The 17,309-nt window shown below is 66.8% G+C and carries 19 protein-coding genes and 1 tRNA gene; 4 read left to right on the top strand and 16 right to left on the bottom strand.

What is annotated here, in order from left to right:
- Window positions 1-81 precede the first annotated feature (81 nt).
- Together G481_RS0100410 and G481_RS0100405 are read right to left on the bottom strand one after the other, a co-directional pair.
- Window positions 82-612 carry an RSP_2648 family PIN domain-containing protein gene (locus G481_RS0100410; RefSeq protein WP_035024841.1) on the bottom strand — a complete coding sequence of 177 codons (531 nt, stop codon included), beginning with the start codon at window positions 610-612 and terminating at the stop codon, window positions 82-84.
- Window positions 613-633: 21 nt separating this feature from the next.
- Window positions 634-2,283 (bottom strand): L,D-transpeptidase family protein, encoded by a 1,650-nt coding sequence (locus G481_RS0100405; RefSeq protein WP_084450602.1) that lies wholly within the window; start codon window positions 2,281-2,283, stop codon window positions 634-636.
- 361 nt (window positions 2,284-2,644) lie between these two features.
- On the opposite strand from G481_RS0100405, the gene mepK reads away from it, so the two are divergent.
- Window positions 2,645-3,214: a peptidoglycan L,D-endopeptidase MepK gene (gene mepK, locus G481_RS0100400; protein WP_028028239.1), complete on the top strand. Its 570-nt coding sequence runs from the start codon at window positions 2,645-2,647 to the stop codon at window positions 3,212-3,214.
- 158 nt (window positions 3,215-3,372) lie between these two features.
- Here the strand turns inward: mepK and G481_RS0100395 are convergent, their stop codons facing one another.
- The 8 genes from G481_RS0100395 to rpsF all read right to left on the bottom strand — a co-directional run bounded on the left by G481_RS0100395 (window position 3,373) and on the right by rpsF (window position 8,873).
- Window positions 3,373-4,599 carry a UbiH/UbiF/VisC/COQ6 family ubiquinone biosynthesis hydroxylase gene (locus tag G481_RS0100395; protein ID WP_028028238.1) on the bottom strand — a complete coding sequence of 409 codons (1,227 nt, stop codon included), beginning with the start codon at window positions 4,597-4,599 and terminating at the stop codon, window positions 3,373-3,375.
- Between the two features lie 52 nt (window positions 4,600-4,651).
- Window positions 4,652-5,179: a holin family protein gene (locus G481_RS0100390; RefSeq protein WP_028028237.1), complete on the bottom strand. Its 528-nt coding sequence runs from the start codon at window positions 5,177-5,179 to the stop codon at window positions 4,652-4,654.
- Window positions 5,170-5,781 carry a holin-associated N-acetylmuramidase gene (locus G481_RS0100385; protein ID WP_028028236.1) on the bottom strand — a complete coding sequence of 204 codons (612 nt, stop codon included), beginning with the start codon at window positions 5,779-5,781 and terminating at the stop codon, window positions 5,170-5,172. The genes G481_RS0100390 and G481_RS0100385 overlap by 10 nt, the downstream gene beginning before the upstream one ends.
- Before the next feature lie 77 nt (window positions 5,782-5,858).
- Window positions 5,859-6,302: a cytochrome c maturation protein CcmE gene (gene ccmE / locus G481_RS0100380; protein WP_028028235.1), complete on the bottom strand. Its 444-nt coding sequence runs from the start codon at window positions 6,300-6,302 to the stop codon at window positions 5,859-5,861.
- Window positions 6,303-6,306: 4 nt separating this feature from the next.
- Window positions 6,307-7,335, bottom strand: a complete 1,029-nt coding sequence (gene argC, locus G481_RS0100375) for an N-acetyl-gamma-glutamyl-phosphate reductase (protein ID WP_028028234.1) — start codon at window positions 7,333-7,335, stop codon at window positions 6,307-6,309.
- 301 nt (window positions 7,336-7,636) lie between these two features.
- The gene (gene rplI / locus G481_RS0100370) at window positions 7,637-8,206 is read right to left on the bottom strand and encodes a 50S ribosomal protein L9 (protein WP_028028233.1); all 570 of its coding nucleotides are present in this window, start codon (window positions 8,204-8,206) and stop codon (window positions 7,637-7,639) included.
- 12 nt (window positions 8,207-8,218) lie between these two features.
- The gene (gene rpsR / locus G481_RS0100365; protein WP_028028232.1) at window positions 8,219-8,446 is read right to left on the bottom strand and encodes a 30S ribosomal protein S18; all 228 of its coding nucleotides are present in this window, start codon (window positions 8,444-8,446) and stop codon (window positions 8,219-8,221) included.
- 16 nt (window positions 8,447-8,462) lie between these two features.
- The gene (rpsF, locus tag G481_RS0100360) at window positions 8,463-8,873 is read right to left on the bottom strand and encodes a 30S ribosomal protein S6 (RefSeq protein ID WP_028028231.1); all 411 of its coding nucleotides are present in this window, start codon (window positions 8,871-8,873) and stop codon (window positions 8,463-8,465) included.
- Window positions 8,874-9,129: 256 nt separating this feature from the next.
- On the opposite strand from rpsF, the gene G481_RS0100355 reads away from it, so the two are divergent.
- On the top strand, window positions 9,130-9,705 hold the full coding sequence (locus G481_RS0100355; RefSeq protein ID WP_028028230.1) for a YceI family protein: 576 nt from the start codon (window positions 9,130-9,132) through the stop codon (window positions 9,703-9,705).
- 309 nt (window positions 9,706-10,014) lie between these two features.
- Here G481_RS0100355 and G481_RS0100350 read toward each other — a convergent pair whose 3' ends face one another.
- The 3 genes from G481_RS0100350 to G481_RS22430 all read right to left on the bottom strand — a co-directional run bounded on the left by G481_RS0100350 (window position 10,015) and on the right by G481_RS22430 (window position 12,874).
- Window positions 10,015-11,193: a cytochrome b/b6 domain-containing protein gene (locus G481_RS0100350; protein ID WP_028028229.1), complete on the bottom strand. Its 1,179-nt coding sequence runs from the start codon at window positions 11,191-11,193 to the stop codon at window positions 10,015-10,017.
- Window positions 11,194-11,353: 160 nt separating this feature from the next.
- Entirely contained in the window at window positions 11,354-12,283 is a 930-nt protein-coding gene (locus G481_RS0100345; protein ID WP_028028228.1) for a class I fructose-bisphosphate aldolase, read from the bottom strand.
- A 141-nt stretch (window positions 12,284-12,424) separates the two neighbouring features.
- Entirely contained in the window at window positions 12,425-12,874 is a 450-nt protein-coding gene (locus G481_RS22430) for a Hint domain-containing protein (protein WP_035024707.1), read from the bottom strand.
- Window positions 12,875-13,085: 211 nt separating this feature from the next.
- Here G481_RS22430 and G481_RS0100335 point away from each other — a divergent pair.
- Both G481_RS0100335 and tig read left to right on the top strand, forming a co-directional pair.
- A tRNA-Leu gene (locus G481_RS0100335) sits at window positions 13,086-13,170 on the top strand.
- Window positions 13,171-13,189: 19 nt separating this feature from the next.
- Window positions 13,190-14,524, top strand: a complete 1,335-nt coding sequence (gene tig, locus G481_RS0100330) for a trigger factor (protein ID WP_028028227.1) — start codon at window positions 13,190-13,192, stop codon at window positions 14,522-14,524.
- Between the two features lie 51 nt (window positions 14,525-14,575).
- On the opposite strand, the gene G481_RS22425 is transcribed toward tig, so the two are convergent.
- The 3 genes from G481_RS22425 to G481_RS0100315 all read right to left on the bottom strand — a co-directional run bounded on the left by G481_RS22425 (window position 14,576) and on the right by G481_RS0100315 (window position 17,309).
- Complete coding sequence (locus G481_RS22425) at window positions 14,576-15,994, bottom strand: calcium-binding protein (RefSeq protein ID WP_028028226.1); 1,419 nt, start codon at window positions 15,992-15,994, stop codon at window positions 14,576-14,578.
- A gap of 93 nt (window positions 15,995-16,087) precedes the next feature.
- Window positions 16,088-17,014 (bottom strand): ACP S-malonyltransferase, encoded by a 927-nt coding sequence (gene fabD, locus G481_RS0100320; RefSeq protein WP_028028225.1) that lies wholly within the window; start codon window positions 17,012-17,014, stop codon window positions 16,088-16,090.
- A 4-nt stretch (window positions 17,015-17,018) separates the two neighbouring features.
- Complete coding sequence (locus G481_RS0100315) at window positions 17,019-17,309, bottom strand: DUF1330 domain-containing protein (RefSeq protein ID WP_028028224.1); 291 nt, start codon at window positions 17,307-17,309, stop codon at window positions 17,019-17,021.

The raw sequence follows: 17,309 nt of genomic DNA, 5'->3' as shown, positions 1-17,309 counted from the left end.
TCCGGCAGGTTCGCAAGGGTTGTAACGGCTGACCGCCGCAGGGGAAAGGCCGCTGTTGCAACCGGGTCGGGCAGGACGGACCTAGGCCAACAGCCGCGCCAGACGGTTCAGCCTTGCGCGTTTCAGCAGCGGTTTCAGCGGCTGCGGCTGGCCCGAAAGGGCCTCGGCCTTGGCGCGAACCGTCTCGAGCACCGCCGTCATCGCCTGCGGGGCGCGCGAGGCGAAGTCCCACAGCAGGCCATCGGGGTCGCGCCGGTCCAGACCTTCGGCCGCCAGCGTGCCGCGCGGGAAATCCGCCGCGTTCACCGTGACGATCGCATCGGCGCCGCAGGCGATGGCCGCCGCCAGAACATGCAGGTCGTTTTCATCCGGCAGATAGAGGCGCTGTTCGACATGGGGCGCCTCGGGCACTTCGGCGCCCGGAAAGGCCGCGCGCAACAGCGCGATCTCGCCCCGCGCCACATCTTCGGCCCCCGGTCCCAGCTTGCGCACGGCGCGCGCCCATTCCTCGAGGATGCGCGCGGTCCAGACCGGGCGAAAGAACCCCGCCTGCGCCGCGCCGATCAGCACCTCGCGCTGAACGGTCGGGAACAGCACGCAGGCATCGAGCATCAGACGCGGCGGCGCGGTCACTCAGCCATCCACCCCTGCCTTGACCAGCGCGTCATGGATCTCGGCATCGCGCCCGTAGATATCGGGGCGGAACTGCAACCGGCCACGCGCATCGGTAAAGGCGGTGCGGTAATCCAGATGCACCGGCACCGGCTGCTTGAGGAAAATCCGCTCTTGCCGCCCGGTATCCAGCACCTTGTGGAAGGCCGATTTCGGATCGGCCTCTTGCCGGGCCAGCAGGGCATAGGCAAAGTCGAAGGGATCGTTCAGCCGCACGCAGCCCGAGGAATAGGCCCGGGTATCACGCGCGAACAGGTGCTTGTCGGGCGTGTCGTGCAGATAGATCGAATACGGGTTCGGGAACATGAACTTCACCCGCCCCAGCGCATTCGACGCCCCCGGCGGCTGGCGCAGGTTGAAGGGAAAGTTCTTCGCCGAATAGGCCGCGAAGTTGACCGACCCACGCGGCACCACGCGGCCGCGCGAATCCACCACCTGAAGATGGGCCAGCGCCCCCGGATTGGCCTGCAGCTTGGGCAGGTAATCGCGACGGATGATCCCCGGCGGCACCGTCCAGTCGGGGTTCAACTCCATATAGGTCATCAGGTGGCTGAACTCGGGCGTGCGCTTGTCGGGGATGGTCGAGCCGACGACCGCGCGGGTCGAAAAGGTCACCTTGCCATCGTCGATGATCTTGGCGGTGAAATCGGTCAGGTTGACCCAGATATGGCGCGTGCCGCGGTCGATGTTCGACCACCGCTCGCGCTCCATCGCCACGGTGACGGCGGCCAGGCGGTCCTGGGGATCGGTATTGATCGCGCTGATCGTGCCTTCACCGGCCACGCCATCGGCGGTCAGGCCATGATCGAACTGAAAGGCGCGCACGGCCGACTGGATCTCGGGGCCATAGGCCATGGTGGCACTGCGGCCCAGATACCCCATCGCGGCCAGCCGATCGCGCAGCGCAACGACAGCCGCGCCGGTCGCGCCGGGTTTCAGCGCCTTGGCCGGCACCTTGTCGCCCCAGCCGCCCGCCGCGATCTGGTCCATCAGCCGGTGGCGCGCCTTGGCAAGGCGGGCATATTCTGGGTTCTGCGGCGGCAGGCCATGCAAAAAGCCCGCCGGATCGGCGACGAATCCCTGAAGAATGCTCTCGGGCGTGCGGCGCGGCACCTCGCGCACGATCCCGGCGTCGACCTTTTTCGGATCGACCACCCCGGTTTGCAGATCGCGCGCGAAATCCAGCAGCGCGCGGGTCAGCCGCACCTCCAGCCGTCCGCGATCCCCCTCCGAGCGCAGCCCGCGAAAGGCGCGGCGCAGCTCGGCCGCATCATAGCGCGCGACCGGAAGGGCATGGGCCTGCGCGGTATCGAGCGCCGTCAGCAGCGCCGCACGGCGCGATTCGGCGGCCGCATCCGATGCGGTCCAGAACGCCTCATAGCCCCGCGCGCGGTAGAAATCCGCAACCGGCGCATCATCGGCCGCGGCAGCCGCCAGCGCCTGACGAAAGCCGTTCAGATGCGGCAAGGCCGCCTTGACCAGCAGCGCCCCGCCGCCCGAGGCGATCCCGCCCGCAGGCTGCGCCATGGCCGCCCCCGCCAGCAAAAGCCCGGCTACCCCCGTCGCCACAAACAGGCTGCGGCGCAGGCAGGTCGGAAGGGTCACTGGCATGGTCATCCCCAAAGTCGGCACGGATCAATCTGTAGCGGCACCCCAAGTGCCACCCCCGCCGGGTAAATTGCGCGGAATGGCCGCCAAAGTCCATGACCGCCGCGCGCCCCGCCCATGCCCTTCAAGAAGGCTTGTTGCCGCAGTGCCACGACGATGGGCAGGAAACCCGACCTTGACGGATCCAATTCAGCAATAATTTGCCGATAGGTTCCAGATTGAGGAACCGGGGCCGCCAGAAGGGTTGGTTGCCGAATCGAACCGTGTCATACAGTCCGGGCATTTGGGGATGCATGACAAGACGAACGAAGGATTTGCCGCGGCTCTGCCACGCGGCAGGTCTTCTGGGGACAGGCGAGCAAGAATGACTCAAACGGGTTCGACCGATCTCTCGCGGCGCAAGCTGCTCGGGATTTTCGCGGCTGGTATCGTTGCAGCGGCACCCACCTACAGCAACGCCTTCGGTTTCCTTCGCGGTGCAGGCGACATTCGCCGGGTCCGCATGTATTCGGGACGCACCGGCGAAAGCCTCGATACGATCTACTGGATCGACGGGAAGTACATTCCCGAGGCGCTGAAAGAGGTTAACCACTTCATGCGCGATGTCCGCACCGGCACGATCCACAAGATCGACGCCCGCACGCTGGACATCATGGCGGCCGCCCACAAGATGATGGACGTCTCGGAACCCTACATGCTGCTGTCGGGCTACCGCTCGCCCAAGACCAACGCGGCCCTGCGCGCCACCACGCGCGGCGTTGCCCGCAATTCGCTGCACATGCAGGGTCAGGCCGCCGACCTGCGGCTGAAATCTCGCTCGGTCAGCCAGATGGCCCGCGCGGCCGAGGCTTGCGCCTCGGGCGGTGTCGGCCGCTATTCGCGCTCGAACTTCGTCCATATGGATTGCGGCCCGGTCCGCCACTGGGGCGGCTGACCCCGACCGGACCGATCCGAACCCGATGGGCCCGCCTTGCGCGGGCCTTTGGTTTTTTCGCGCGGCGCCCTGTTTCGCCTTGATACAAATATCCCGGGGGCTGCGCTGCGCGTGCCACAGGCGCGCCGCCCGCCATGGGGCAGCGCCCCCTCGCGCCCCTATAGACGCTGGCCGGTCAACAGCCTGGGCAGATCGCCCGACAGCCCCGCCGCCTCACGGATGAAGCTGCGGCGCGGCCCGGCCAAGGCGCCAACCGCCCGCATTCCCAGCCCGCGTGCGGCCCTGAGCAGGGGATTGGTGTTGGAAAACAGCCGGTTCACCGCATCCATCCCCAGCGCCAACACCGTCGAATCGAACCGCCGCCAACGCTGATACCGCTCCAGCACATCCAGCGCGCCGATATCCTCGCCCCGCGCGCGCGCCTCGGCCAGCACTTCGGCCAGCGCCGCCACGTCGCGCAAGCCAAGGTTCAGCCCCTGCCCCGCAATCGGATGCACACCATGCGCCGCGTCCCCGACCAGCGCGACTCGCGGCGCGACATAGTGCTCGGCCAGCGTCAGGTTCAGCGGATAGGAAAACCGCGGCCCCGCCAGTTCCACCCGCCCGGTCAGATGCCCGATCCGCGCCTCCAGCAGCGCGCAATAGTCCTCATCCGGCAGGGCCGAGATGGTGCGGGCATTCGCCTCGGTCTCGGACCACACGATCGAGGCGAGCCCGTCCCTCAGCGGCAGAATCGCCAGCGGCCCTTCGGGCAGGAACACCTGATGCGCCAGCCCCTGATGCGGGCGTTCGGGGCGAATCGCGCCGACCAGCGCAGTCTGGCCATAGCCCCAGCCGGTGCGCCGGATCCCTGCGCGCTGCGCAACGCCGCTGGCCCGCCCGTCACAGCCGACCAGCAACGCCGCGCGCAGAACCTCGCCCGTGTCCAGCGTGACGGCGACCAACGCCCCATCGACAGCCTGCCCGGTCACGCTCGCCCCGCTGCGCAGGGTGACACCGGGCGCTGCCTCCAGCGTCGCCAGAAAGGCCGCGTAAAGATGGCGATCCTCGACCATGAAGCCCATGGCGCCTTCGTCCAGCTCGCCATGGTCAAAGCCCAGCAAGAAGGGCGCCGCCCCTTCGGGCGGCACCCCGTCCGAGGTGCGGATCCCCAGAATCGGCTGCGCCCGGGCGGCAACGGCCGGCCAGACCCCCAGCGCCGACAGCAGCCGCTGCGAGGCCAGCGCCAGCGCATAGGCGCGCCCGTCGAACCCGACGGATGCCCGGGCCGAGGCCGGCCGCGCATCCACCACCAGAACGCGCAGGCCGCCCTGGGCCAGCGCAAGCGCCAGCGCCGGGCCATTGAGCCCGCCGCCTGCGATGATCACGTCAAAATCCCGGTCCATGGCCCAGATATGGCGCCACCGGCGGGCAAAGTCCATGCGGCCGAAACGCGCCCTAGCGATCACCCGGCTGATAGGCCCATTCGCTCAAGGCCGGGTTGCGCCCCTCGGCCGCGACCGCCTCCGCGCCCGCTGCGGCCGAACTGCCGCCGCCTGCTGCCTCGGCAGCCGGCACCGCGACACCCCCGCGCGCGCGCCGGTAATAGGTCTCGCGCGCGCCGAAATAAAAGGCGACAATGGCCCCCAGCAGCCACCACAGCGGCTCGGGCACCAGCGCAAGGCCCTGCATCCGCAGGCCAAACCCCTCGGGCTCGGCCATGGCATAGACGAACAGACCCAGCGTTCCCAAAGCCAGCATCGGGCGCGGCAAGCGGTTCAGACCATTCACGAAACGGTCGAACCAGCCGCCCGGCGCATGGGAAAATTCGGCCCCATATTGCGCCAGCGTTGCCTGCCCCGTCTCGTGCACCAGTTCCATGGCGCGGGTGGCATTCGGGGTGAATACCTCGGCCACCTCGCGCGCCGCCTGCCCCAGCGTCGCCACCGCCTGCGGGGATCCCACGATTCGACCGATCAGCCCCATGCTGCAACCCTCCGGCGATGTTCCGCCTCGGTCAGATGAAACCGGGCCGAAATGAATTCCTCGGCGCGCAGGATCCAGCCGCCCTTGCCCCCATTCTGCCGCCGCGCATATTTGCGGCTGGCCGGGCGCTGATCGGCCAGACGGTAGTAATAGTTCCGCCGCTCGATCCCGTAGGCATCGGCCAGCAAGGCCGGGTCGCGCGCCGCCGCATGATGGGCATGTTTCGCGGTCTGGGGGCCAAGAACGCCGTCCACCACCGTCTCATAGCCCATCTGCGCCAGCATCTGTTGCAACAGGCGAATGGCATTCGCCCCGGCATTGACGAACATGTCGAACACCGAAGGCTGAAGGCACTCGGGCAGACGCCCCAGCCCCGGTGCCTCGAAATAATGCCGGATATAGATGTCGACCGCCTGGGCGCGCGTCAGCGCCCGCACATCGGCCACATCGACCCGCCCGTCCCCGGTCAGATCCAGCCCCAGCCGCCGCATCGTGTGAATGGTCACGCCATGGTTGGTCGCCCCGCCCGGATCGTCGGGATCATTCACGAACCCGCCTTCCCGCGCGACGATTTCCTCGGCGATCTGCCGCACCGTCTTCATGCCCGCCCTCATGGTTGATGAGCGGTCAAGGATGCTCCAGCCGGGTTAACGGCGCCCTGCGGCACCGTGCGCCGGGGTCAGTTGACGGGTTCCTTGTAGACGCCCTGTTCCTTGAGCGCGTCCACCACCTCTTTGGGCATGTAGGTCTCGTCGTGCTTGGCAAGGATCTCGGTCGCGACAAAGGTGCCGTCGATCAGCTTGCCGGTGCCGATCATGCCCTGCTTTTCGCCGAACAGATCGGGCAGCACGCCGGTAAAGGCCACCGGGATCGTCGCCCCGCCATCGGTGACGCGAAAGGTCACCGTCTCGCCTTGACCGCGCACAAGGCTGCCTTCCTCGACCAGCCCGCCGATGCGGAAGGTCTCGGTCGGGGGGGGCGGGGCCTCGCTGACCTGGCTGGGCGAGCGGAAGAAGTTAATCCCGTCGCGCATCGCATAGCCGACCAGCCCGGTCGCCAGGGCCAAGGCAACAGCCGCAACGGCAAGGATCTGGATACGGCGCTGTTTCTTGAGCGACTTCATGGCGTTACGGGAAGACCGGGGCCAGCGTCAGGCCGGCCGTCTCTTCGACCCCCAGCATGAGGTTGGCGTTCTGGATCGCCTGCCCGCTCGACCCCTTGCACAGGTTGTCCAGCGTCGCGATCACCATGGCGCGGCCCGGCACCCGATCGCCGATCACCCCGATATGGCAGAAATTCGAGCCGCGGATATCGCGCGTCGAAGGCAGCTGGCCAAAGGGCAGCACCTGAAGGAACGGCTCGGCGGCATAGGCTTCGGCCAGCGTCGCATGAATCCGCGCCGCATCGCCATCGACATAGACATTGGCCAGGATGCCGCGGTTCATCGGGGTCAGATGGGGCGTGAACTGCACCCGCACCGGGCGGCCAGCCAAGGCACTGAATTCCTGATCGAACTCGCCAAGGTGACGGTGCTTGCCCCCGGCTGAATAGCTGTGCGTGCCCTCGGACAATTCGGCATGCAGCAGGTTTTCCTTGAGACTGCGCCCCGCCCCCGACACCCCGGCCTTGAGGTCGATCAGGATGCGGTCAAGGTCGATCACCCCGGCCGCAATCAGCGGGCGCAGTGCATATTGCCCGGTCGCAGCATTGCAGCCCGTGCCGGCCACCAGCCGCGCGCCGCGGATTTCATCCCGGTAGAATTCGGTCAGGCCATAGACCGCCTCTTTCTGCAGCTCGGGCGCCGCATGGGGCTGACCATACCATTTTTCGTATTCCGCCACATCGCGCAGCCGGAAATCGGCCGACAGATCGACGATCTTCAGATCGCGCGGCAGCCCGGCAATCACCAGCTGCGTCGTGGCATGGGGCAGCGCGCAAAAGCACAGATCGACGTTGGAAAAGTCGATCTCGTCGATCTTCTGCAGCTTCGGCAGGTCAAGATGGCGCAAAAAGGGGAACACATCCGCCATGGCCTGCCCCGCCTTGCGGTCGGCCGACAGCGCCACGATTCGCATCGCCGGATGGGTGGCGATCAGGCGGACAAGCTCGGCCCCCGTGTAGCCAGAGGCTCCGAGGATGGCGATGCGATGGGTCATGGCGGTCTCCCTTGGCTCGGTGGGCAGTCATGCCGCCAACCGCCCCGTCACGCAAGAGGAAACACTGCCGCAGGGGGGCCAGGCGCCGCCGCCGCGCATCACAGAACCGGGATCACGGGATGGCGGCCGGGGATGCCTCCGGCGGGGATATTTGTATCAAGGCGAAATCAGGCGCCGCGCCTGCCTCTTTGCCTTTTTCCAAATACCCATGCGACGCAGGCCATCCCACCGAGGCGCCGGGCAATGAAAAACCCCCGCGCCGGGCTGCGGCGCGGGGGCGGGGCGATCCGATCGGATGCGCTTATTCTTCCGAGGCAGCGCCGCCGAGATCGTCGAACAGCTGCTGGATGTCCATCTCGGCCGCGGCTTCGGCTTCGGCCGCCAGTTCCTGGATCGACTTGCCCGACGCCTGCAGCTCGGCCTCTTCGGGTGAGCGGGCGACGTTCAAGCTGATCTTCACCGAGACTTCCGGGTGCAGCGTGATCGTCACGCCGTGCAGACCCAGTTCCTTGATCGGCTTGTCCAGCACGATCTGGCTGCGCGCGACGGTGAAGCCGGCGGCGGTGGCCGCATCGGCCGCATCACGCGCGGTGACCGAGCCGTAAAGCGCGCCGGCTTCCGAAGCCGAGCGGATCACGACAAAGGCCTGGCCGTCCAGCTTGGCGCCGACAGCTTCGGCCTCCTTGCGGGTTTCCAGGTTTTCGGCCTGCAGCTGGGCCTTGCGGGCCTCGAAGCTCTTGATGTTGGCGTCCGACGCGCGCAGGGCCTTGCCTTGCGGCAGCAGGTAGTTGCGGGCGTAGCCTTGCTTGACGTTCACGACGTCGCCCATCTGGCCCAGTTTGGCCACGCGCTCAAGGAGAATGACTTGCATGGGTCTTGCTCCTCACTTCACGGCGTAGGGCAGCAGGGCGAGGAAACGCGCGCGCTTGATGGCACGGGCGAGTTCACGCTGCTTCTTGGCCGAAACGGCGGTGATGCGGGCGGGAACGATCTTGCCGCGCTCGGAGATGTAGCGCTGCAGGAGTTTCACGTCCTTGTAGTCGATGGCGGGCGCATTCTCGCCCGAGAACGGGCAGACCTTGCGGCGGCGGAAAAACGGTTTGCTGGCCATGTCTCAAGCTCCCCTGTCAGCGACGCTCACGACGGTCGGGACCGCCGCGATCACCACGGTCGCCCCGCGGGGCACCATCGCGCGAATCGCGGTCGCCGCGCTCGTCACGCTTCTGCATCTGGACCGACGGGCCGTCTTCGTGCGCGTCGACCTTGATCGACAGCACGCGCATCACGTCGTCATGCAGACGGGCCAGACGCTCCATCTCCAGCACGGCGGCCGAGGGCGCATCGGTGCGGAAGAAGGCGTAGTGCCCCTTGCGGTTCTTGTTGATCTTGTAGGCCATCGTCTTGACGCCCCAGTATTCCGTGCCGACGACCTTGCCGCCGTTGTCGGAAAGCACTGCGGAGAAATGTTCGATGAGGCCTTCGGCCTGCGCGTTGGACAAATCCTGACGCGCGATGAGGACATGCTCGTAAAGGGGCATGTAGGCTCCGATGTCAGGGCGCATTTCGTAGGACGGGCTTTCCTTCCGCCCCCGTCCATGAGGGGATGCGCCGGTGAGAAGGGTCCGGCGGAAGGATGGGGCCTTATACACGCCCCCGCGCCCGATGCAAGCGACGCGGGCTGGCAGCATCGTGATTGTTCGGTTTTGCACGAGTGCTGTTCGGCCATGCCGGATTGGCGCCGATGCCGCACTGCGGCACCTAGGGGTGGCAGACAAGACATCTCAGGAGTTTCCGATGATCCGCCTTGCCCCCCTGTCGCTGATCGCCGCCCTGGCGGCAGCCCCCGCCATTGCCGCCCCCGAGGCCTATGTGCTGGATCCCAGCCATAGCCAGATCGTGTTCACCTACAATCACCTTGGTTTCTCGACCACCACCGGGATGTTCTCGGGGTTTGAAGGCGCGATCTCGTTCGATCAGGCCGAGCCTGCGAAATCCTCGGTGACGGTCGAGTTCCCGGTCACCACCATGCTGACCGGCTGGCAAGAGCGGTTCGATCACTTCATGACGGCCGATTTCTTCAATGCAGCGGCGAATGGCACGGTGAAGTTCGTCTCGACCGCAATCGAGGTGACGGGCGAGACCACCGCGAAGATCACCGGCGATCTGACGATGAACGGCGTGACCAAGCCGGTCGTTCTGGACGCGAAGCTGAACCAGAAGGGCGATCACCCGATGGCCAACAAGCCCTGGGCGGGCTTTGATGCGACCACCACGGTGCTGCGGTCGGACTTCAACCTTGGCATGTTCGCGCCCTACATCTCGGACGAGGTGAAGATCGACATCTCGATCGAGGCGATGAAGGCCGAGTGATCGGCTCGGAACGATCGGAAGGGGCCGCCGGGAAACCGGCGGCCCCTTTGTCATGGTCCCTGGCTGCCCTGGCCGCATCGGACCAGGGACCGCGCTTGCGTCCCGGCAAAGCAGGAAGGGGGGCCTTCTGCCCCCCTCGGCTCGTTCCGAGCCTCACCCCCCGAGGGTATTTCCGGAAGGTGATGGGACGGTGGGGCAGCATGCCTTTGCGGATGATCCCATCGGATTGCGCCGCGCCGGGGCGGTCGGCCACCTGTTTTCGGGGCGGCGATCTTGGCTTGATCCGACCAATGCTAGGCGCATCCCCGATCAGGAACGGACGGCACGCAGGGCAACCGCGATGTCAACCGTGAAACCGACGGCCTTCTCGTCGGGATACTTCGCGCCGATGCCGAAGTCGCGGCGATCCAGCGTCAGGGCGCCTTGCATCCCGGCGGTGTCACCATCGAGGGTGAGCGTGAACGGAAGGCTGATCGGCACCGTGGCGCCGGCGAGATCCAGCGTGCCCTCGGCCAGCCATCCATCGCCCTCGGGCCGGATATCGGCGGTGAACCGCGCCTGCGGATGCGCGGCGGCATTGAGGAAGTCCGGCCCGGTCGCCTGAGCCGAGACCGAGCCCAGTTTCAGGCTGGCCAGATCCACCGTCACCTCGACACGGTTGCCGGTTTCGGCCTTGGGATCGAAGGTGATCGCGGCCGACCAGTTGGCAAAGCTGCCCTGCACGGTTGCACCCATCTGGCGCACGGCAATGCCCAGCGTGCCCTCTTGCACCGCCCAGCCGCTGGCCGGGGCCGGGGTGATCTGTGCGGTGGGTTCGATCGCCGGGGCGGATTGCGGCACCCCCAGCACGGCCCCGATGGCGATGGCCCAGACCGCCAGCCCCGCCAGCGCGGCGCCGCGCGCCGGCGGCGCCGCCTCGCCGGCCGCGCGGCCGGTCAGCATCCGCATCAAGGTGCCGTCCCGGTCCAGCACCAGATGCTTGAGCGCCCCGGCCACATGCAGGGCCACCGTCACCAGCAGCACCTTGGTGAAGATCGCATGCCCAAGGCCGCTGACCATGGCCACCGTTTCGGATTTCGGCACCAGCGGCAGCCCTTGGCCAAAGGGCCACAGGATGGGCGCGAAACCCTCGGTCGCGGCATGGTGCACCCAGCCCGACAGGGGCACCAGCACCAGCGCCGCATAGAGCGCCCAATGCACCAGCGCGGCCAGCCAGACCTCGGCCCGGCGCCCGGCATGGGCGGGCACGGGATGCACCTGGCTGATGGCCCAGCCGATCCGCACAAGGCCGACGAAGAAGGCCGCGATCCCCAGCGTCTTGTGGATCGAGAACATCTGCGCCTTGAAGGCCAGCGCCTCGCCACTGTCATAGGGCAGGCTTTGGGCCCATTGCCCCAGCGGCCAGGACACAAGGATCAGCCCTGCGGTCAGCCAGTGCAGACTGCGGGCCACGCTGCCATAGGAATAGGGGGTATTGCGCGCCGACATGGGGCCTCCGGTGTTTGCGGGTCTGGGCAGACCTAGCGCAAACCCGGCCACAGCGCATTTGCTGCACCCGCACAGCGGATGTGCAAAGGGGCAGAGCCTTGCCCTGCCCCTTCATCAGGATGTGATTTTGGCCTGACAGGGCGCGCGGGCGCCCGCGGCCTCAGGCCTTGCCCTTGTAGATGTCGACCAGTTTGGCCAGCATCGCCAGCGCATCCTCGCGCGAACGCTGGAAGCTGTTGCGCCCGATGATCGAGCCATTGCCGCCGCCGGCCAGGATGGCGCGCGCATCGTCATAGACCGCATCCGCGCCCTTGGCCGCACCGCCTGAGAACACGATGATCCGGCGGCCGTTGAAGGACGACTGAACGCAGTGCTTGACCCGGTCGGCCAGCGTCGCGATCTCGATCTGCTTGTCCTCGTAGACCTTCTTGGCCTCGGGCAGCATCAGATGATCGGTCGACAGCTTGATCTTGATGATATGCGCGCCCAGCAGCGCCGCGATATGGGCGGCATAAGCGGCCACGTCGATCGCCAGCTCGCCGTCCTTGGTGACGGCTTCGCCGCGCGGATAGGACCAGATGACGGTGGCAATGCCTTTCGAGGCCGCCTCGCGCCGCATCTCGACGATCTCTTCATACATGTCGAGCTGGCAATCCGAGCCCGGATAGATCGTGAAGCCGATGGCCGAGCAGCCAAGGCGCAGCGCATCATCCACGCTGGCGGTCACGGCCTGGTTCTTGCCCGCAGTCGGCGACATCAGCGAGTTGGCCGAGTTCACCTTGAGGATCGTCGGGATCTGGCCCGCAAAGGTGTCGGCGCCAGCTTCCAGCGAGCCAAGCGGCGCGGCATAGGCCGACAGGCCCGCGTCGATCGCCAGCTGGTAATGGTAGTGGGGGTCATAGCCCGCCGGGTTCGGCGCAAAGCTGCGGGCCGGGCCATGTTCAAAGCCCTGATCGACCGGCAGGATGATCATCTTGCCAGTGCCGCCCAGCTTGCCCTCCATCAGCATGCGGCACAGGTTTGCCTTCACGCCGGGGGTTTCGCCTTCGTAGTTTGCAAGGATTTTCTGGACGGTTCTCGTCGCGCGCATGGGTCTTCCCTGTTTGCGGATGTTCGATTGCTGCACGGTTTAGGCGGGGGGGCGGCCGGTGTCCATGACGTTTGCGTTAACAACGGGCCCCGCAAGCAGAAAGGCGCGCGAAATCGCGCGCCTTCGCAAAATCGCGCCCGATCAGGCGGCGACGGGCTCGGGCAGGCAGGCGATTTCGACGCCATCGGCAAAGATCGTCTCGGGCGTGTCGAACGCAAGGCGGAACAGCCGCAGTTCCGCCGCGCGGCCTGCGCGCAGGAATTCGCCATCGACAAGGCGCGACACCGGCACCGCCGCCTCGCGCGCGCCATACAGCGCCTGCGCCCGCCAGTCGCGCAGCAACACCGCCTGGCCGGCGGGCAGGCACATCTGGCCTTCGGGCCGGTCGTGGCCCAGGGCACCGGGCGCCACCCGAACCACGGCGACATCTTGCACGACCGTCACCGTGATGGCGCGCAGAACCCGCGCCCCGGACCGGGTGATCACCCGATCGCCCACCGACAGGAATTCGACCGGCAGCGCGCCTTGCAGCGTCATCACCCGCGTGCCCATGGCAAGTCCGGTCGCAGCATCAAGGATCTGGGCGGTCATGGCGGGCTCCGGTTACGGTCGCGGCTATGCCCATCTTTCGCCCGAATGCGGCAGCAATGCGGCAGGCGCGCGAAAAATCCGCGATCCGGCCCCGATACACATGCCCGGGGCAGGCCGCTTTTTCCTCTCGCATCCCCTTCGGGCCTTTGCTAGAAGGGCGCGGAATGCGGGGCGGCCCTCGGAACGGGGCGGCCCCGCACTTGTAGAATGTGCGGGCGTGGCGGAATTGGCAGACGCACCGGATTTAGGTTCCGGCGCCTTACGGCGTGGGGGTTCAAGTCCCTTCGCCCGCACCATGAAAGGATGAAGGACACCATGCAGGTCACCGAGACCCTGAACGAAGGCCTGAAGCGCGGCTATACCATCACGGTCAGCGCTGCCGAACTCGACGCCAAGGTCGAAGCCAAACTGCTCGAGGCGCAGCCGGAAGTCGAGATCAAGGGCTTCCGCAAGGGCAAGGTGCCGATGGCGATCCTGCGCAAGCAGTTCGGCCAGCGCCTGATGGGCGATGCCATGCAGGACGCGATCGACGGTGCCATGAACGAGCACTTCGAAAAGTCGGGCGACCGCCCCGCCCTGCAGCCCAAGGTCGAAATGGCCGATGGCGAGAACTGGAAGGAAGGCGATGATCTCGTGGTGTCGATGACCTACGAGAAACTGCCGGAAATCCCCGAGGCCGACCTGTCGACCATCACGCTGGAGCGTCTGGTCGTGAAGGCCGACGAGGCATCGGTCGCCGAGGCGCTGGAGAACCTGGCCAAGGCCGGCCAGACCTTCGAGGATCGCAAGAAGGGCTCCAAGGCCAAGGACGGCGATCAGGTCGTGATCGACTTTGTCGGCTCGGTCGACGGCGTGGAATTCGAAGGCGGCAAGGGCGAGGATTACCCGCTTGTGCTGGGCTCGGGCAGCTTCATCCCCGGCTTCGAGGATCAGCTGGTCGGCGCCAAGGCCGGTGACGAGGTTTCGGTCAACGTGACCTTCCCGGAAAACTACGGCGCCGCCCATCTGGCCGGCAAGGCCGCTGTCTTTGCCTGCACCGTCAAGGAAGTCAAAGCGCCGAAAGCCGCCGAGATTGACGACGAGCTGGCCAAGAAGTTCGGCGCCGAATCGCTGGAGGCCCTCAAGGGCCAGGTGACCGAGCGTCTGGAAGCCGAATACACCGGCGCCTCGCGCGCAGTGCTCAAGCGCGCGCTGCTGGATCAGCTGGATGCGCTGGTCAAGTTCGACCTGCCGCCCTCGCTGGTCGAGGCCGAGGCGAACCAGATCGCCCACCAGCTGTGGCACGAGGAAAACCCCGGCGTGCACGACCACAACCACGGCAACATCGAGCCGACGGACGAGCACAAGACCCTGGCCGAGCGCCGCGTGCGTCTGGGCCTGCTGCTGGCGGAAATCGGCCGCAAGGCTGACGTGCAGGTCACCGATGCCGAACTGACCCAAGCCGTTCTGGCCCAGGCCCGCCAGTATCCGGGCCAGGAACGCCAGTTCTTCGAGTTCATCCAGAAGAACCCGCAGGCCCAGCAGCAGCTGCGCGCCCCGATCTTCGAGGACAAGGTTGTCGACCACATCGTCGCCGGCGCCAATGTCACCGACAAGGAAGTCGGCAAGGACGACCTGACCAAGGCCGTCGACGCGCTGGACGAGCTGTAATCCTCGCCCCCGGAACAGCAAAGGGCCGCCCCTCGGGGCGGCCCTTTTCGTTCATAGCAGCGTGATGTCGGAATGGCTGATGTCAAGGCCGGTGCCGTCGAAGCGCACAAGTGCCACCATCAGACCCGCCCCGGCAGAGCCGTCCACATCCCACCACAGGATGGTCTCGTCCAGGCCGGCATCTTCGGTCAGCACCAGCTGCCCGCCGGCCCGGTCAGCCGCCCCGAACGCCAGATCGCCCGCGCCAAGCGTGCCGGTGATGCCCGCGAACCCGGACAGGCGGCCGGTTGCAATGACAAGCACGTCCTCGCCGCTGGTGAAATCGCCGATCAGATCGGCCGGGGTCTCGGCACCTTTCAGCACAAACCGGTCACGTCCTGCCCCCCCGAACAGCACGGCGGCATCCACGCCGTCCAGCAGCCGGTCGTTCCCGTCCCCGCCATAGACCGTGTCCGCCCCATAGCCTGCGATCAGCAGATCGTCGCCAGATCCGCCCTCGATGACATCAGAGCCGCCCCCGCCCTTGAGCGTATCGTCGCCATCGCCACCATAGAGCATGTCGCCGCCGGCGCCGCCGCTGAGCAGATCGTTGCCACCCTTGCCAAAGATCGTGTCTTCGCCCGCATAGCCCGCGCCGGTATCATCCCCGTCGCCAAGCGAGATGAAATCGTCAGCCCGGCCCTGACCGAAGACAAGATACCGCTCGAACCCCCGGATGTCAGACTGCATCCTGTCATCGACCGATCCGTCATCCTGGACAACGAAGTGCAGCGAGATCCGCCCCAGGCCTTCCAGCACCAGCGTATCGATGCCATCGCCGCCGTCGAGCACATGGTGGCCGTAATAGCGGTAGCCGACCGTATCGTCCCCTGCCCCGGCCTGCACAGTGTCATCCCCGGCGCCGACGTAGATCTGATCGTCCAGATCGCCCCCGGTCACATGCTGGACGCCATAGTCGGCAAAAAACTGCAACCGCTCCATGCTGTCATAGGTGCCCGACAGCCCATCCGAGGTGGTAAACCCGGCAAGCGACATTGTCATGCTGGCGGACTTCGTCGAATAGCCGACATAGCGCGCCGTATCCGTGCCGGTCCCGCCGAACAGATCGGCATTCATCCCGACCATGAACTGCAAGATGTCATTGCCGCTGCCGCCATAGGCCTGCTGGCTGTAGATCGGATCGCCGCCATACCACCAATCGTGGAAGCGCAGCGCCAGCACGTCATCGCCAGCCCCGCCCAGCAGGGTCTGGTTGCCCCGGCCGCCCTGGATCGTATCGTTGCCACCCCCGCCCGCGGCAATCACGTCGCCTTCGGCGGCACGGATCAGGTCGTTCCCGGCGCCGCCATAGATCCGGTCAGCGCCGCCGCCGCCGTCCAGCGTGTCATCTCCGTCATATCCCAGGATGCGGTCTGCCAGATACCCGCCTTCCAGCAGGTCCGCCCCTGCCGTACCCTCAATCCGTGCCATGAAACGCTCCACCAATGAAATGATGCGCCGTGACCCTGGGTCGCGGCGCATCGTTCAAGGCTAGCACAAATTTCGGGCAATTCGCCGGGTTTCTCAGGCGCTCAAGGCCTGCACATCCTCGGGCAGACCGAAGTTGCGGGTCGCGGCCTCGCGCGAGATGCGCTTGACCATCCCCGACAGGGCCTTGCCGGCGCCGATTTCCCAGAATTCGGAAACCCCCTGACCGGCCATCCACAGCACCGATTCGCGCCAGCGAACCGACCCCGTGACCTGCTCGATCAGCAGCGCGCGCAGGGTTTCGGGATCGCTCACCGCCTCGGCCCGCACATTGGCGACGACCGGCACCGCCGGGGCGCGGAAGGTGACCTCGGCCAGCGCCTTGGCCATCGCCTCGGCGGCCGGCTGCATCAGGGCGCAATGGAAGGGGGCGGACACCGGCAGCAACATGGCCCGCTTGCCACCGCGTTCCTTGGCCAGCGCAACGGCGCGTTCCACCGCCGCCTTGTGCCCCGAGATCACCACCTGCGAGGGGTCGTTGTCATTCGCCGCCTGGCACACCTCGCCCTGGGCCGCATCGGCCGCGACCTGCGCCGCCGTCGCGAAATCCATGCCCAGCAGCGCAGCCATTGCGCCCATGCCGACCGGCACCGCCTCTTGCATGGCGCGGCCCCGAATGCGCAGAAGGCGCGCGGTATCGGCAATGCTCAGCGAACCCACGGCTGCCAGCGCGGAATATTCGCCCAGGCTATGCCCCGCGACAAAGGCCGCATCGGTGATCTTGACCCCTTGCGATTCCAGCGCGCGCAGGGCCGCCAGAGAGGTTGCCATCAGCGCGGGCTGGGCATTGGCGGTCAGGGTCAGATCCTCGATCGGGCCGTTCCAGATCAGGTCCGACAGCTTTTCGCCAAGCGCCTCGTCCACCTCGTCAAAGACGGCGCGGGCGGCAGGATAGGCCTCGGCCAGCGCCTTGCCCATGCCGACGGTCTGCGCGCCCTGGCCGGGGAAAATGAATGCTTTCATCGGCTCACTCCACCGCCTCGACCACGACCAGATCGCGCACCGAGGCGCCGCGCGCATGGCTCAGCGCCTCCTGGTATTCGGGCGAGTTGTAGCAGGCGACCGCCGCCTCGACCGAGGGGAAATGCGCCAGCACGTTGCGGGCGCGATCATTCCCTTCCAGCTGGACATAGCGCCCGGCGCGGGCGAGGAACTTGCCCCCATGCGCCGCGATGGGCGCCCCGGCAAGCGCGGCATATTTGCCATAGGCTTCCGCGTCGGTCACGGTCACATGGGCAATCCAGTAAGCACCCGGCAT

Source organism: Gemmobacter nectariphilus DSM 15620 (assembly GCF_000429765.1).
GTDB lineage: Bacteria > Pseudomonadota > Alphaproteobacteria > Rhodobacterales > Rhodobacteraceae > Wagnerdoeblera > Wagnerdoeblera nectariphila.
This window is presented reverse-complemented; position numbering and strand designations above follow the sequence as displayed.